General features: G+C 68.7%; 15 protein-coding genes and 1 tRNA gene. 12 read left to right on the forward strand and 4 right to left on the reverse strand.

The genetic code is table 11. The features are described 5' to 3' along the window. Window positions 1-506: 506 nt before the first annotated feature. On the forward strand, window positions 507-1,283 hold the full coding sequence (locus tag ACT541_RS12885; RefSeq protein WP_476137465.1) for a sensor histidine kinase: 777 nt from the start codon (window positions 507-509) through the stop codon (window positions 1,281-1,283). Between the two features lie 486 nt (window positions 1,284-1,769). Here the strand turns inward: ACT541_RS12885 and ACT541_RS12890 are convergent, their stop codons facing one another. Next, complete coding sequence (locus tag ACT541_RS12890) at window positions 1,770-1,970, reverse strand: heavy-metal-associated domain-containing protein (RefSeq protein WP_476137467.1); 201 nt, start codon at window positions 1,968-1,970, stop codon at window positions 1,770-1,772. A 160-nt stretch (window positions 1,971-2,130) separates the two neighbouring features. Between ACT541_RS12890 and ACT541_RS12895 the strand changes: the two genes are divergently transcribed. After that, entirely contained in the window at window positions 2,131-4,692 is a 2,562-nt protein-coding gene (locus ACT541_RS12895) for a heavy metal translocating P-type ATPase (protein WP_476137469.1), read from the forward strand. After that, entirely contained in the window at window positions 4,689-5,150 is a 462-nt protein-coding gene (gene cueR / locus ACT541_RS12900) for a Cu(I)-responsive transcriptional regulator (RefSeq protein ID WP_476137471.1), read from the forward strand. The genes ACT541_RS12895 and cueR overlap by 4 nt, the downstream gene beginning before the upstream one ends. Before the next feature lie 135 nt (window positions 5,151-5,285). On the opposite strand, the gene ACT541_RS12905 is transcribed toward cueR, so the two are convergent. After that, window positions 5,286-5,723, reverse strand: coding sequence for a MarR family winged helix-turn-helix transcriptional regulator (locus ACT541_RS12905; RefSeq protein WP_476137473.1), 438 nt, complete (start codon window positions 5,721-5,723; stop codon window positions 5,286-5,288). A 103-nt stretch (window positions 5,724-5,826) separates the two neighbouring features. Here ACT541_RS12905 and ACT541_RS12910 point away from each other — a divergent pair, with 103 nt between their 5' ends. Genes ACT541_RS12910 through ACT541_RS12920 form a run of 3 tightly spaced genes read left to right on the forward strand, consistent with a single transcriptional unit; the run spans window position 5,827 to window position 7,234 of the window. Continuing rightward, on the forward strand, window positions 5,827-6,252 hold the full coding sequence (locus ACT541_RS12910; RefSeq protein ID WP_476137475.1) for a DoxX family protein: 426 nt from the start codon (window positions 5,827-5,829) through the stop codon (window positions 6,250-6,252). 11 nt (window positions 6,253-6,263) lie between these two features. Then, on the forward strand, window positions 6,264-6,572 hold the full coding sequence (locus tag ACT541_RS12915; protein ID WP_476137477.1) for a Rieske (2Fe-2S) protein: 309 nt from the start codon (window positions 6,264-6,266) through the stop codon (window positions 6,570-6,572). Then, a complete protein-coding gene (locus ACT541_RS12920; protein ID WP_476137479.1) occupies window positions 6,572-7,234 on the forward strand; it encodes a glutathione S-transferase family protein in 663 nt (220 codons plus the stop codon). The genes ACT541_RS12915 and ACT541_RS12920 overlap by 1 nt, the downstream gene beginning before the upstream one ends. Before the next feature lie 567 nt (window positions 7,235-7,801). Here the strand turns inward: ACT541_RS12920 and ACT541_RS12925 are convergent. After that, a tRNA-Ser gene (locus ACT541_RS12925) sits at window positions 7,802-7,893 on the reverse strand. A 340-nt stretch (window positions 7,894-8,233) separates the two neighbouring features. Between ACT541_RS12925 and ACT541_RS12930 the strand changes: the two genes are divergently transcribed. The 6 genes from ACT541_RS12930 to ACT541_RS12955 all read left to right on the forward strand — a co-directional run bounded on the left by ACT541_RS12930 (window position 8,234) and on the right by ACT541_RS12955 (window position 13,909). After that, window positions 8,234-9,403, forward strand: a complete 1,170-nt coding sequence (locus ACT541_RS12930; RefSeq protein ID WP_476137481.1) for an ABC transporter substrate-binding protein — start codon at window positions 8,234-8,236, stop codon at window positions 9,401-9,403. 287 nt (window positions 9,404-9,690) lie between these two features. Beyond that, on the forward strand, window positions 9,691-10,629 hold the full coding sequence (locus tag ACT541_RS12935; RefSeq protein ID WP_476137482.1) for a branched-chain amino acid ABC transporter permease: 939 nt from the start codon (window positions 9,691-9,693) through the stop codon (window positions 10,627-10,629). Continuing rightward, entirely contained in the window at window positions 10,626-11,600 is a 975-nt protein-coding gene (locus tag ACT541_RS12940; protein WP_476137483.1) for a branched-chain amino acid ABC transporter permease, read from the forward strand. The genes ACT541_RS12935 and ACT541_RS12940 overlap by 4 nt, the downstream gene beginning before the upstream one ends. After that, on the forward strand, window positions 11,593-12,345 hold the full coding sequence (locus tag ACT541_RS12945; RefSeq protein WP_476137484.1) for an ABC transporter ATP-binding protein: 753 nt from the start codon (window positions 11,593-11,595) through the stop codon (window positions 12,343-12,345). The genes ACT541_RS12940 and ACT541_RS12945 overlap by 8 nt, the downstream gene beginning before the upstream one ends. Beyond that, on the forward strand, window positions 12,342-13,046 hold the full coding sequence (locus ACT541_RS12950; protein ID WP_476137485.1) for an ABC transporter ATP-binding protein: 705 nt from the start codon (window positions 12,342-12,344) through the stop codon (window positions 13,044-13,046). Before ACT541_RS12945 ends, ACT541_RS12950 begins: the two co-directional genes overlap by 4 nt. Before the next feature lie 8 nt (window positions 13,047-13,054). Next, the gene (locus ACT541_RS12955; protein ID WP_476137486.1) at window positions 13,055-13,909 is read left to right on the forward strand and encodes an alpha/beta hydrolase; all 855 of its coding nucleotides are present in this window, start codon (window positions 13,055-13,057) and stop codon (window positions 13,907-13,909) included. Window positions 13,910-13,914: 5 nt separating this feature from the next. On the opposite strand, the gene ACT541_RS12960 is transcribed toward ACT541_RS12955, so the two are convergent. Further along, complete coding sequence (locus ACT541_RS12960; protein WP_476137487.1) at window positions 13,915-14,556, reverse strand: trimeric intracellular cation channel family protein; 642 nt, start codon at window positions 14,554-14,556, stop codon at window positions 13,915-13,917. Between the last annotated feature and the right edge of the window lie 401 nt (window positions 14,557-14,957).

Raw genomic sequence — 14,957 nt, forward strand, 5'->3', positions numbered from 1 at the left:
TCGCCCTTTCACGGGCGAGAAGACATGCGCACAAAAGGCGACGCCATCAGGCCGGTTTTAGTAATGTTGCCGGCTGATGTAGACTCTCTTGAACCCGGCAGAACAGATCCGTCGCGACAACGTATCGTCACCACGATGACGGAAAGCAGATCAGCTCATTGGTATTTCTTTGCAAACATGACGAGTAAAGGGCAAATAAGATGGAAGATGGAATGCAGAGTCGAATATCGATCTTCATTGAATCTTTCAGATTGGGGCTGGCACATCTGTTTCTGGCAGGATTGTTCTATGGCTCTGTCGCATATTTCTCCGGCGTGGAACTGAATGAAAATGGCTCGAGGGGTTTCGTCGGCCACTCCGGCATAGTCGACATCGTGTCCGGGAGCCTATCCCTTCTCATCATGTCAGTCGCAGTCTGGTACTTACGCACAAACAAGATGATTTATAATATATTTATATGTTTTCTGATATCAGCAGCCGTTTCCATTGCAGATTATCTCCTAACGATGGAGTTTTACAAGACGTTTTATGCTGCAGACAATCTGAATTATTCCGCCGATTACAACGTAAGAGAACTGTTCACGTGCTGGGCGGTGTACTTTGGTTGGTCGAGCGTGTTTCTGACGCTTCTGTACAGCTTCGATGTCACAGATCGCGAGCGCCGATTGGCTTTGGTTCGGGAAGAGGCGCTTTCCGCGCAAATGCGGGTTCTGCGCTATCAGGTAAATCCACATTTTCTCTTCAATACGCTCAACTCGATCGCCGGGTTGATCGAAGAAGGCTCCGCGACACGTGCCGAACGGATGGTGCTGTCGCTCTCGACATTCCTGCGCACGACGCTGACGCTGGACCCGTTCCACGACGTCAGCCTGTCCGAAGAGCTGGCATTGCAGGAGGAGTATCTGGAAATCGAACATGAGCGGTTCTCAGACCGGATGACCTTCAACATCGACATACCGGACGATGTACGTCATGCGCTGGTGCCCAGTCTGATCCTCCAGCCTCTCATCGAAAACGCGATCAAGCACGGCGTCGGAGCAATGACGGGCAAGGTCAACATTTCGCTTTCTGCCCGTCATGAGACCGACCGGCTGCTGGTGATCGTCGAGAACGACATGCCGATGGAAACGATCGAGCCGAAGCCCGTCGGAATGGGGGTCGGACTGAAGAACGTGGCCGAACGCCTTCGAGTGAAGTTTCAGGATGGAGGGCGATTTTCGGCCGGTCTCGCCGCACCGGGCATCTATCGGGCAACGCTGGACATGCCGTGGAGGACCGAATGACCGAACTGATCGTTGCCAGTCTGCATCTGGCGCCACAGGACCGATCACGGACATTCCGCCTTCCGGAAAGGCGGGTCCGACGACGACCCGGCAGGTGAGCAAACACGACGAGCCGCCATGCTCAGAGCCCGAGGTAGGTGCCCCCCCCTCACAACACGAGTTCGGGAGCAGCGGCAAGAACGGAATCCAGCCGCCGCACGGTCTTCGGACCCGCGGCCCGCCGGTCAGGCGGCAAAGCGGCCAATCCGGCCGGCCGGCGTGAATTTCGGGCAGCCTTTCGCGCACCTCGGCATCCGCGGTGCCGCCGCACCGGATAAGGCCCTGATCCGACGGCGTCTGGCCTCGACCCGATTCCACGTCGTCGCCAGCCCGGATTTCCCTTCCCGGCACGGCTGTCCGGACAAGCCCGAGAGGCTCGAGGGCCTGCCTGCGCTCTGCTTTTCCCGGCCTGTGCCGCGCCCCGTCTTGCTCGCCCGCGCGGGATCCTCAGGCGCGAAGCTGCGGCGTGTAGCCCGCATCCTCGATCGCGACGGCGAAGCGCGACGCGGGCTCGGCGCTCGTGATCCGCACGGCGTGGGCGGTCAGGTCGACGGTCACGGCCGCCGCCCCGTCGACGCCCTTCACCGCCGCCTCGATCGTCCTGGCGCAGTGGCCGCAGGTCATGTCGGTCACGTCGAATGTGTACATCGTCGGTCTCCTTCTCGGTTGGACACGAGCGAAGGTGGGGTCTCCAACGGTGGGAGGGTCAAGACGCGGACAACGCAATTCTGTCGGTCCGATCCCACTTGACCCTCCCACCGTGGGAGGGATTACTTCATGAGGCAGCTTCACCAGAAAGACTGCCGACATGACCCAGACCACCGACTTCACCCGCCCGGATGCGTCCGGCACCGACTTTCCGCCACTCGCGATTCAGGTGGAGGGCATGACCTGCGCCTCCTGCGTCGGTCGCGTCGAGAAGGCACTCCGCGCCGTGCCCGGCGTCGCCTCGGCCAGCGTCAACCTCGCGACGGAACGCGCCACGGTCGCCTTCGCCGGCACACCCGACCCGGCCGCTGTCGTCGCCGCCATCGGGCGGGCGGGCTACGGCGTCGGTGAGGACACCCTCACGCTGCGGATCGCGGGCATGACCTGCGCCTCCTGCGTGGCGCGCATCGAGAAGGCGCTCACCGCCCTCCCCGGCGTGGTCTCGGCCTCGGTCAACCTGGCGACCGAGACCGCGACCGTCGTCGTCGCCAAGGGGGCCGTTCCCCGCGCGGCGCTCGAGGCGGCCATTGGGGCGGCCGGGTATGACGTGGTCCGCTCGGTCACGCCGGAGGCGCATGAGAGCGGCGAGGACCGGCGGGAGGCCGAGACCCGCCACCTGCGCAACGCGCTCGCGCTCGCCGCCGTCCTGACCCTGCCGCTCTTCGTGATGGAAATGGGCTCGCACTACGTGCCGGCGATCCACGACTGGATCATGGCCACGCTGGGGATGCGGACCAATCTCCTCCTCCAGTTCGCGCTCGCCACGATCGTGCTGTTCGGCCCGGGCCTGCGCTTCTTCCGGAAGGGCATCCCGAACCTGCTGCGCCTCGCCCCCGACATGAACTCGCTCGTGGTGCTCGGCACCAGCGCCGCCTGGGGCTACTCGGTCGTCGCCACCTTCGCGCCCGCGCTCCTGCCGCCGGGGACGGCTTACGTCTACTACGAGGCCGCCGCGGTGATCGTCGCGCTGATCCTCACCGGCCGCTATCTCGAGGCCCGCGCCAAGGGGCGGACCAGTCAGGCGATCAAGCGCCTGATCGGGCTGCAGCCGAAGACCGCGCGGGTGGTGCGTGACGGTGTGGCCGTCGACGTCGCGATTGACGAGGTCGTCGTCGGCGACGTGATCGAGATCCGTCCGGGCGACCGCATCCCGGTCGACGGCGTGGTGTCGTCGGGCGAGACGCATGTCGACGAATCCATGATCTCCGGCGAGCCCCTGCCGGTCCGCAAGCGCGCCGGCGACGAGGTCGTGGGCGGCACCATCAACCGCACCGGCGCCGTGACCTTCACCGCCGCCAAGGTCGGCGCCGATACCGTGCTGGCGCAGATCATCCGCATGGTCGAGGCCGCGCAGGGCAGCAAGCTGCCGATCCAGGCCGCCGTCGACAAGGTGACGGCGTGGTTCGTGCCGGCGGTGGTCGCCGCCGCGGCGCTCACCTTCGCCGCCTGGTACGCCTTCGGGCCGTCGCCGGCGCTGACCTTCGCGCTCGTCAACGCCGTGGCCGTGCTGATCATCGCCTGCCCCTGCGCCATGGGGCTGGCCACCCCGACCTCGATCATGGTCGGTACCGGCCGGGCGGCGGAGCTGGGCGTGCTGTTCCGCAAGGGCGACGCGCTGCAGTCGCTCCGCTCGGCCCAGGTCGCCGCGCTCGACAAGACCGGGACCCTGACGGAGGGCCGGCCGGCGCTGACCGACGTCCAGGTGCGCGACGGCTTCGAACGCGACGACGTGCTGGCGCTGGTCGCCAGCCTCGAGACCAAGTCCGAGCACCCGATCGCCGAGGCGATCGTCGCCGCCGTTCCGGCGGAACGGCTGCGGCCGGTGACGTCCTTCCTCGCCGATCCGGGCTTCGGCGTCTCCGGCGAGGTCGACGGCATCTCGGTCAGCGTCGGCGCCGACCGCGCCATGGCCCGCGCCGGCATCGACGTCTCGGATTTCGCCGAGATCGCCGGGCGCCTCGGCGACGAGGGCAAGTCGCCCCTCTACGCCGCCTTCGACGGACGGCTCGCCGCGATCATCGCCGTCTCGGACCCGATCAAGGAGACCTCGGCCGAAGCCATCGCCGCGCTGCACGCGCTGGGCCTCCGCGTCGCGATGATCACCGGCGACAACGGCCGCACCGCGCGTGCCGTCGCCGAGGAACTGGGCATCGACGAGGTCGTCGCCGAGGTACTGCCCGACGGCAAGGTCGCGGCCCTCCGGTCGCTCCGGGCAGGTGGCCGTCAGGTGGCCTTCGTCGGCGACGGCATCAACGATGCGCCGGCGCTCGCCGAGGCCGATGTCGGCATCGCCGTCGGCACCGGCACCGAGATCGCCATCGAGAGTGCCGACGTCGTGCTGATGTCGGGCGACCTCCGGGGCGTCGTCACCGCCATCGCGCTCTCCCGGGCGACGATCCGCAACATCCGCCAGAACCTGTTCTGGGCCTTCGCCTACAATGTCACGCTGATCCCGGTCGCCGCGGGGCTGCTCTATCCCGCGAACGGAATGCTGCTGTCGCCGGTGATCGCGGCGGGCGCGATGGCGCTCTCCAGCGTCTTCGTTCTCACCAATGCCCTGCGGCTGCGCGGTTTCGCGCCGCCGCTCGGCTCCGGCACCGGGGGTGGCGATACGCCGGCCCCGCCCCCCGTTCCCCTCGTCCCCGCACGGAGCGCGTCATGAACATCGGAGAAGCCTCGAAGGCCAGCGGCGTCTCGGTCAAGATGATCCGCTATTACGAAGCCATCGGGCTCATCGCACCGCCGCTGCGCACCGGGTCCGGCTACCGCGTCTACTCGGACAACGACGTCCACACGCTTCGCTTCATCAGCCGGGCGCGGGATCTCGGCTTCTCGGTGGAGCAGATGGAGACCCTGCTGGCGCTGTGGCGGGACCGCGGCCGCGCCAGCTCCCATGTCAAGGCAATCGCGCTCGAACAGATCGCGGTGCTGGAGGAGAAGGCGCGGGCGCTCCAGGCGATGAGCGACACGCTCAGGCATCTGGCGGAGCATTGCCACGGCGACGACCGGCCGGATTGCCCGATCATCGACGGCTTCGCCGGCCCCGCCGAACTGGTCACGCCGAAGCGGCGATCCCGCTTCGGCGTCACCGGCACCGACCCCAAGGCGCACCGGCCCTAGAGCGTTTCCAGGCGAAGCGGAAGCCGGTTCGCCGTCCGGAAACGCGTCAAGACAAAGAGACAGAGCCTTTCCGAGTTTCCATGAAACACGGAAAGGCTCTGAGGCTCGCCGACGGCGAAGAGAATGCCCGTCCGCTCACGCAACCAGGCGCGCGAGCAGATCCGCGAGGCTGGCCGCTTCGGCGTCGTCGAGCTTTGCCGCGACGTGCTTCTGAATGGCCGCCCGATAGACGGGCCACATCCTGTTCAGCAGGTCGCGCCCGTCTTCGGTGATCGCGACGACCTGGCCGCGGCCGTCCTCCTCGCAAGGCTCGCGCGCGACATAGCCGCCTTTCTCGAGCCGGTCGATCAGCCGCGAGACGTTGTGCTGGGCGATCAGCAGGCGGCCCTCGATCTCGAGCGGCCTGAGCCGTCCGCCGTCCGAGCGCCTGAGCTCGAGCAGGACGTCGTACCAACCGAGCGGCGGGAAGCCCGCCGCCTTGAGGTCGGCTTCGATCGCGCCGAACACACGCTGCGACGCCTTCACCAGACGGGCCCAGGCGAGGATGTGGTGGTCAGAGGGGTTCGTGGTCATGGCCAGAGCATATCACTCCATGCAGTTGCATCAAGCTTGACATATGGATGCAGATGCATTCATATCAATGCACATGCATTTAACTTGCCTGGAGAGAACCCCGATGATCCCAACCACCACAAACCTCGCCGCCTTCCTCCTTCGCATCGCGCTCGGCGCGATGTTCCTCGCCCACAGTCTCATCCTGAAGCTCTTCGTGTTCACGCTGCCGGGCACCGCGCAGTTCTTCGCCTCGATCGGCCTGCCCGGCTGGTCCGCCTATGTCGTCTTCGCGCTGGAGGCGATCGGCGGCGTCCTTCTGGTGCTCGGCGTGCAGGTCCGCTGGGTCGCGCTGATCCTCCTGCCCATCCTGCTCGGCGCCACCTGGGCACATGCGGGCAACGGCTGGATGTTCGGCTACCCGAACGGCGGCTGGGAATATCCGCTCTATCTGGCGCTGCTCGCCCTCGTCCAGGTCCTGCTCGGTGAAGGCGCCTTCGCGCTCCAGCGCTCCAGGCCGCTCCCGTTCCTCTCGACCCGGGCCGCCTGAAGGAGGACGCCATGAAACACGAACCGATCGAGCTCGAAGACATTCCGAAGGAGGGTTCGGTGATCGTCCCCTTCTTCGGCCGGGAACTGCATGTCTTTTTCGCCGAGGGCAGGCCGCGCGCCGTCGCCAATGTCTGCCTGCACTTCGGCTGTCCGCTGGAATGCAAGGACGGCGCCTTCGTCCGTCCCTGGCACCAGGCCCGCTTCGACAGGACGAGTGGCCGGCGGATCGACGGTCCCGCGTCGAAGGACGCGCGCCTGATGACGCTTTCGACGCGCGTCGAGGGCGACAGCGTGTTCCATGTCTGGGGAGAAGCCTGATGACCCAAGCCCTGACCCTCGTCTCCTTTGACCTCTGCCCCTATGTGCAGCGTGCGGCGATCGTGCTCCGCGAGAAGGGTGTTCCCTTCGAGCGCATCGACGTCGACCTGGCGGCCAAGCCCGACTGGTTCAAGGCGATCTCGCCGCTCGGCAAGGTGCCGCTTCTCCAGGTCGGCGAGGAAGTGCTGTTCGAAAGCGCCGTCATCGTCGAGTATCTGGAGGAGACCCACGGCCCCGCGCTCCACCCCGCCGATCCGCTCGTCAAGGCTCGGCATCGCGCCTGGATGGAGTTCGGCTCCTCGATCCTCGCGGACATCTGGGTGATCGAGACCACGAAGGACCGCCCGGCCTTCGACCAGAAGGTCGCGCTCCTGAAGGAGAAGTTCGTGCGGATCGAGGCTGAGTTGGGCACAGGCCCGTTCTTCGCCGGTGGGCACTTCTCGGTCGTCGACGCCGTCTTCGCGCCGGCCTTCCGCTACTTCGACGTGTTCGACCAGCTCGCCGATCTCGGCGTGTTCGATCGCCTGCCGAAGGTGCAGGCTTGGCGGAAGGCGCTTGCCGAGCGCCCCTCGGTCAGACAGGCGGTCGTGCCGGACTATGACGAACGCCTGCGGGCGTTCCTGAAGAAACATGACGGCGTGATTGCGCGAGCGCTTGCCTGACGGGGGGCGGACGGCCTCGAAGGGATCGGGCCTGCTTTCGGCACGCGAGCGCGGGGTCGCCCTTCCGGACGGAGCTTCAGGGTGAGCAGAGGCTCCTGCGATCCGGCTTCGAGGCTGCCTTTGGCGGACAACACCCGACATCGGGTCCAACCCGACCAGTCCGGACTTCGCGTCGAGCACGCCCGGCTCGAGCCGGAGCGTCGGGCAGCTCGGCCGGCACCGGCGGCCGGCGCAGCTCCCGGGTGATCTCAACCAGATGATCCATCACGGCGCGGGCGCTCGGATTCCGGTGACGCCACCGAACACGGCAAACCAACCTCATGACATCCCGTGCCCCGCCTCCTGAGGCGGGGTTCGTCGTTCCGGCGGCTCGGGGAGCGCGGCGGAGGGAAAGTGTACCGCGAAATCGGTCAGTCGAGACTTCCGGCGTCCGAGAGCCGCGATTCCCGTACCTCGATGGTCTCGCGGTGCACGTCCCGCCGACGCGCCCGTGCAAGTCACGGAAACATAGGGACAATTCGGCGCGGCGGGCGAAAAGCGGCAATGTCCCGCGATATCGAGGGCGTATGGCGGAGACGGAGGGATTCGAACCCTCGGTACCCTTTTGGGGGTACGCTCATTTAGCAAACGAGTGCCTTCAGCCTCTCGGCCACGTCTCCGGCGCGATCTCTATGCCCGACCGGGCGGTGCATTTCAAGGCGGTCGAAGGCCCATCGACACAATCTTCCGACCTCCCGATCCCGCGCACGGCGACGACCGCCCGAGGGGTGGGAGGCCGCGGGCATCGCCGGCGCGGCACGGCGGAAGGCTCGACGCGACGCGGCCCCCTCCTGCCCGCGATTTCGGCACGCCGCCCGCGACCGCGACGGAAGCCGCAGGCGACAAGGCGGCGGCGATCCCTCTATAAAGGGGGCATCGTTCGCCGAAGGCCGCCCGCCGTCGGCGCGATCGGGATTTCTGGCCCCGCCCACCGCGTCACTTCGCCCAAGGACACAAGAGATGGTTCGCAACGCCGCCCTCGCCGCCTCCGCCGCCCTCCTTCTCGCCTCGGTGGCGCCCGCCGCCGCGGACCCGATCAAGATCGGCTTCCTGGCGACGCTCTCCGGCCCGTCGGCGGCGCTCGGCGTCCACATGCGCGACGGCTTCCAGCTGGCGGTCAAGGAACTGGGCGGCAAGCTCGGCGGTCAGCCGACCGAGGTCATCGTCGTCGACGACGAGCTGAAGCCCGACGTCGCCGTCACCAAGGTCAAGGCGCTGCTCGATCGTGACAAGGTCGACGTCGTCGCCGGCGTGGTCTTCTCCAACGTGATGATGGCGGTCGCCAAGCCGGTGTTCGAGGCCGAGACCTTCCTCGTCTCCGGCAACGCCGGCCCCTCGCCGCTCGCCGGCAAGGCGTGCTCGCCCTTCTTCTTCGCCGCCTCCTACCAGAACGACCAGAACCACGAGACGATGGGCGCCTACGCCCAGTCGAAGGGGTACAAGAAGGTCGTGCTGATGACGCCGAACTATCAGGCGGGCAAGGATTCGATGGCCGGCTTCAAGCGCGCCTACAAGCGCGAGGTGGTCGACGAGATCTTCACCCAGCTCGGTCAGCTCGACTTCTCGGCCGAACTCGCCAAGATCGCCGCGGCCCAGCCCGACGCGGTCTTCACCTTCATGCCGGGCGGCATGGGCGTGAACCTGGTCAAGCAGTGGAATCAGGCCGGCCTCTCGGGCAAGGTGCCGTTCCTCTCCGCCTTCACCGTCGACGAGACGACGCTGCCCGCCACCCAGGACGCCGCCGTCGGCCTGCTCTCGGGTGCCGAATGGGCGCCGAACCTCGACACGGCCGAGAACAAGGCCTTCGTCGCCGCCTACGAGAAGGAATACGGCGTCGTTCCCTCGCTCTACGCGGCGCAGGGCTACGACGCGGCCATGCTGATCGACGGCGCGCTGAAGGCGACCGGCGGCAAGACCACCGACAAAGACGCCTTCCGCAAGGCGCTGGCGTCCGCCCCGTTCAAGTCGGTCCGCGGCTCCTTCACCTTCCAGCCCAACGGTTTCCCCAAGCAGAACTTCTACGTCGTGAAGGCGGTGAAGCGCGCCGACGGCAAGTTCGCCACCGAGATCGTCGACAAGGTCTTCGACAAGGCCGGCGACACCTACGGCGCGGACTGCGCGCTGAAGTGAGGCGACGGATGCCGCCCCCTTCCTCCCCCCCGGCGGGGGAGGTGGCCCGGCGAAGCCGGGTCGGAGGGGGTAGCGCGATGCGGAGGCCCTTCACCCTGAGGTGCGAGCGCGAGCGAGCCTCGAAGGGCGGAGGGCCGAGTGGCACGGCCCGTCGGGGCTTCGCGCCTCACAAGGCCCGGCAGAGCCGAGCACCTCAGGGTGAAGCCGAACGGGTGACCCCAACCTCAGCCCCTCCCCGACCCTCCCCAGGGGGGGAGGGAGACGACGCCCTCACCAGATCGCCGCCGATGTCCTTCACGCTTCTCGCCGTCCAGATCCTCAACGGGCTGCAGTTCGGGCTGATCCTGTTCCTGGTCGCCGCCGGGCTGACGCTGGTCTTCGGCGTGATGGACTTCGTCAATCTGGCGCACGGCGTGCAGTACATGCTCGGCGCCTACCTCACCTCGGTGGCGGTGGCGAAGACCGGCCATTTCGGCCTCGGCCTCGTCCTCGGCCTCGGCGGATCGCTGGTGCTCGGCTTCCTGTTCGAGCTCCTGCTCTTCCGGCATCTGACGCGGCGCGACCATCTCGAACAGGTGCTCGCCACCTTCGCCGTCATCCTCGTCGTCACCGATGCGGTGAAGGCGATCTTCGGCGCCGCACCCCTGCCCTTCCGCCTGCCGGCCGGTCTCGACGGCTCGGTGCAGCTGATGGCCGGCCTCGCCTATCCGGTGTGGCGGCTGATGATCATCGGATCGGGGCTCGCCGTCGCCTTCCTGCTGTGGTTCCTGATCACGCGGACGCGGACCGGCATGCTGCTGCGCGCCGGATCGACCCACCCGTCGATCGTCTCGGCGCTCGGCGTCGACATCGACCGGGTGTTCCTCTTCGTCTTCGCCTTCGGGGCGATGCTGGCGGGTTTCGCCGGCGCCATGGCCGGACCGATCCTGTCGGTCGAACCCGCCATGGGCGACACGGTGCTGATCCTCGCCTTCGTCGTCATCGTCATCGGCGGCATCGGCTCGGTGCGCGGGGCGCTCGTCGCCTCGATCATCGTCGGCCTCGTCGACACGCTGGGCCGGGCCTTCGCCACCGACATCCTGCGCCTCGTCGTCGACCGTTCGACCGCGGCGCAGGCCGGGCCCGCCGTCGCCTCGATGGCGATCTACGTGCTGATGGCGATCGTGCTGATCGTGCGGCCGACCGGGCTCTTCACCGGCGAACGCGCCTGGACGCGCACGCCATGACCGAGACCACGTCCCCCGCCCTCTCGGACCGCCTCGCGCGCGTCCTCGTCCATCCGGCGACGGCGATCCTGGCGCTCGCCGCCTTCACCGCGGCCGGCCAGTTCCTCGGCGAGAGCTTCTGGGTGACGCTGGCGGCGCGCGCGGCGATCCTGGCGCTCGCGGCGTTGTCGCTCTCCTTCGCGCTCGGCCAGGGCGGCATGGTCGGCTTCGGCCATGCCGCCCCCTTTGGGCTCGGCGCCTATGCGGTGCTGATCGCGGGGGAAATGGGGGTGCGCGACGTGACGGCGCTGCTGCCGCTCTCCTTCGCGGCGGGGGCGCTCTTCGCCTGGCCGACGGGGGCGTTGGCGCTCAGGACGCGCGGCGTCTACTTCATCATGATCACCCTCGCCTTCGCGCAGATGGCCTATTTCGTCTTCGCGGCGCAGTCGGCGCTCGGCGGCGACGACGGCATGAGCCTCGCCGGCAAGGCGACGCTGTTCGGCGCCAAGTTCTTCCGCTGGGAGGCGAACGTCGCCTGGGTGGCGATCGGCGCGCTCGCCGTCGCCTCGCTCTTCCTCCACGCCGTGGTGCGCGCGCGCTTCGGCCTCGTGCTGCGCGCGGCGCGCGACGCCGAGGCGCGGACGACGGCGCTCGGCTTTCCGGTCTTCCGCGTGCGGCTCGCCGCCTGGGTGCTGGCGGCCGGTATCGCAGGCGTAGCCGGCGGGCTGATGGCCGAGCAGACCGGCTTCGTCTCGCCGCAGCTGATGAACTGGCACCGCTCGGGCGAACTCATCGTCATGGTGGTGCTCGGCGGGGCGCGGCGGCTCTCCGGCGCGGTCGTCGGCGCGATCGCCGTGGTGCTGGTCGAGGAGTTCCTCGGCTCGACGACGGAATACTGGAAGGCCGGGCTCGGCCTGCTCATCCTCGCCGTGGTCTTCGCCCGGGTGATCGACTTCCGCGCCTTCTGGCCTCGGAGGGCGGCCAATGGCTGAGCCGATCCTCGCCCTCGACGGGCTCGTCAAATCCTACGGCGCGCTGCCGGTGACCGACCACGTCTCGCTCACGGTCGAGGCGGGCGAGATCCATGCGCTGATCGGGCCGAACGGCGCCGGCAAGTCGACGCTGGTCGGTGAGATCGCCGGAACCATCGCCCCCGACCGCGGCCGGGTGATCTTCGCCGGGCACGACGTGACGCGGCTCGACGCGGCGGCGCGGGCGCGGGCCGGACTCGCCCGGGTGTTCCAGACCGCCCATGTCGTCCCCGGCTTCACCGCGCTCGACAACGTCCAGCTCGCCGCCATCGCCAAGGACGGCTCGCCCTTCCGCTTCTTCCGCCCGGCGACGTCGGAAACGAAGACCCGCACCCGCGCCCGCGAGGCGCTCGACCGCGTCGGCCTCGCCGATCGGGCGAACATCGGCGCCGGCGCGCTCTCCCACGGCGAGAAGCGGGCGCTGGAACTCGCCATGGGCCTGGTGCAGGAACCCAAACTCTTGCTCCTCGACGAGCCGATGGCCGGAACCGGGCGCGAGGAGACCGATCGGCTGACCGAACTCCTCGCCTCGCTCGCCGGCTCCGTGCCGATGCTGCTGGTCGAGCACGACATGGCGACGGTCTTCCGCCTCGCGAGCCGCATCACCGTGCTGATCGCCGGCACTGTGGCGATCACCGGTTCGGCGGACGAGATCCGCGCCGACGAGACCGTGCGCCGCGCCTATCTCGGAGAGAGCGCCGCATGACCGCCCTCGTCGCCCTCGAAGGTATCTCGGCCGGCTACGGCGAGGCGCGCGTGCTCTTCGACCTGTCGCTCTCGGTCGCCCCCGGCGAGACCGTGACGCTGATGGGGCGCAACGGCATGGGCAAGACCACCACCATCCGAACGCTCTTCGGCCTGCTGGCCCCGACCGCCGGCCGCGTGACGATCCGAGGCCGCGACATGACGCGGGCGGCGCCGCATGTCCGGGCGCGCGAGGGGCTCGGGCTGGTGCCGGAGGGGCGGCAGATCTTCCCGCGGCTCAGCGTCGAGGAGAACCTCGTCGCCACCGCCTCGCGTAAAGCCGGCGCGGCGTGGACCGTCGAACGGGTCCACAAACTCTTCCCCCGCCTCGCCGAACGGCGGCGCAACATGGGCGACCAGCTCTCGGGCGGCGAACAGCAGATGCTGGCGATCGGCCGGGCGCTGATGACCGATCCGGCGCTGCTCGTCCTCGACGAGGCGACGGAAGGCCTCGCCCCGGTGCTGCGCGACGAGATCTGGGCGGCGCTCGCGGTTCTCAAGCGCGACGGGCTCGCCATTCTGGTGGTCGACAAACATCTCGACGCCTCGGCCGCGCTTTCCGATCGTCACGTGGTGATGGAGAAGGGTCGCATCGTCTGGCAGGGTCCGTCGAGCGAGATCGCCCGCGACCGCAGCCTCGCCGCCCGCCACCTCGAACTGTGAGGCCGTCCATGACCGATGCCGCGATCGACCCCACCGCCGAATTCGACTTCGTCGGCGGTCAGGTGCAGCCCTCGTGGCCGCCGCTGATCGAAGGCTTCGCCCGCGCGAGCGAGGCGACGGCGGAGCGCGCCGGCGTCCGCCGCGACGTCACCTATGGGCCGCATCCGCGTCAGGTCTTCGATTTCGTGCCGGCGAAGGGGGGCCCTCGCGCCGTCGTCGTCCATCTCCACCCCGGCTGGTGGCAGATGCGGGACAAGGCCCTCTTCCGCTTCATGGGCGACCGCTTCGCTGATCTCGGCTGCGACACCGTGCTGCCGAACTACCCGCTCGCGCCCGATGCCTCGATCGCCGAGATCACGGAGGCCGTCCGCACGATCGTGCCGGTGGTCCGGGCGGATGCCGAGGCACGCCTCGGTCGGGTGCCGCCGATCGTCGCCTCGGGCCATTCGGCCGGCGCGCATCTGGCGGTGGAACTCGCCCTGACCGATCCGGCGACATGGGGGCTTCCCGCCTCGCCGATCGCCGCCGTGCTGGCGCTCTCGGGCGTCTACGAACTGTCGCGGCTGGTCGGGACGTCGCTCAACCGCGCCCTGAAGCTGGACGCCGATTCAGCGCGGGCCGCTTCACCCGTTCACCGGGCGGCACAGGCGCCCTGCCCGGCGCTCTTCGCGGTCGGGGGCATGGAGACGTCCGCCTTCGTCGCCCAGTCGCGCGACATGGCCGCGGCGTGGGAGGCGGCGGGACGTTCGGCGCCTCTGATCGTCTCGGAGGGGGCCGATCACTTCACCCTGCTCGAGCGCTTCATGGACCCGGCCGATCCGCTCGGCCGCGGCGTCGCCGAGCTGATCGACGGCGTCGCCTGAGGCGCTCAGTCGCCGCTCGCCGGGTCGTCGTCGCGGGCGGCGACGTGGTCGAGCGGGCGGCGCAGGTTCCAGTCCCATTTCATCGCCATGAAGCGGACGCCGGTCGCCAGGACGGCGCCGACCGGCGCGGTGATCGCGTCGGGCAGGCCGATGCCGTCGCCGAGCGCCAGCACCAGCGCGCCGGCGAGCGCGGCGACGGCGTAGATCTCCTTCTGCAGCACCATCGGCGTCTGGGCGGTCAGCACGTCGCGGCCGATGCCGCCACCGATCGCCGACATCATGCCGAGCAGCGCCGCCATCGGCGCCGAGAGGCCGGCATCGAGCGCGATGCGCGTGCCGACCACGGCGTAGAAGCCGAGGCCGATGGCGTCGAAGATCGCCACGGGTGCCGCGAGCCGGGCGATCTGGCGATAGGCGAGCGAGCAGGCGAGCCCGGCGACGCAGGCGACCGCGGCATAGTGCCAGGTGGCGATGGCGGTCGGCGGGACCCGGCCGATCAGCAGGTCGCGGACGATGCCGCCCGAGGTCGAGGCGACGAAGGCGAGAAAGACGATGCCGAACGGATCGAGCCGCCGCTCGACGGCGCGCGTGCCGCCCGAGAGCGCGAAGGCGAAGGTTCCGACCAGATCGAGAAGCGTGAGGAACATGATGGTCCGCGTCGTTGGATCGCTCCTCTGTGACGCATTCGGGCGGCGGATTCCAGTCGCGGCGGGGGATTTCGGGCGCGCGGAGCGGGAAAAGAGGCGATCGGCGGGGTGAAATCGCGTTTCCGGCAGCGCGGCGAACGGAACGCGGATGCGGGGGCGCGTCGACGTCGTGCCCGTGGCCCTGCGTCCCGCCGCGGTCCACGGCCCCTTCCGAGACCACCGGCATCCGCCCGCCTCTCGCCGAGCCCTCGCTCGCCACAATCCATACCCCCATGCGCCGACGTCTTACGCGCCCGCGACGCCCGGCGCTTCGACGCTCGCTCGCCCCATCCGCCATCCCCCGCCTGCCCTTTGCCCCGGCTCCTCCTGCGCCCTCCCCCTTAGCCTTAGCCCTCGCACCT

The organism is Pinisolibacter sp. DMC100 (assembly GCF_056313705.1).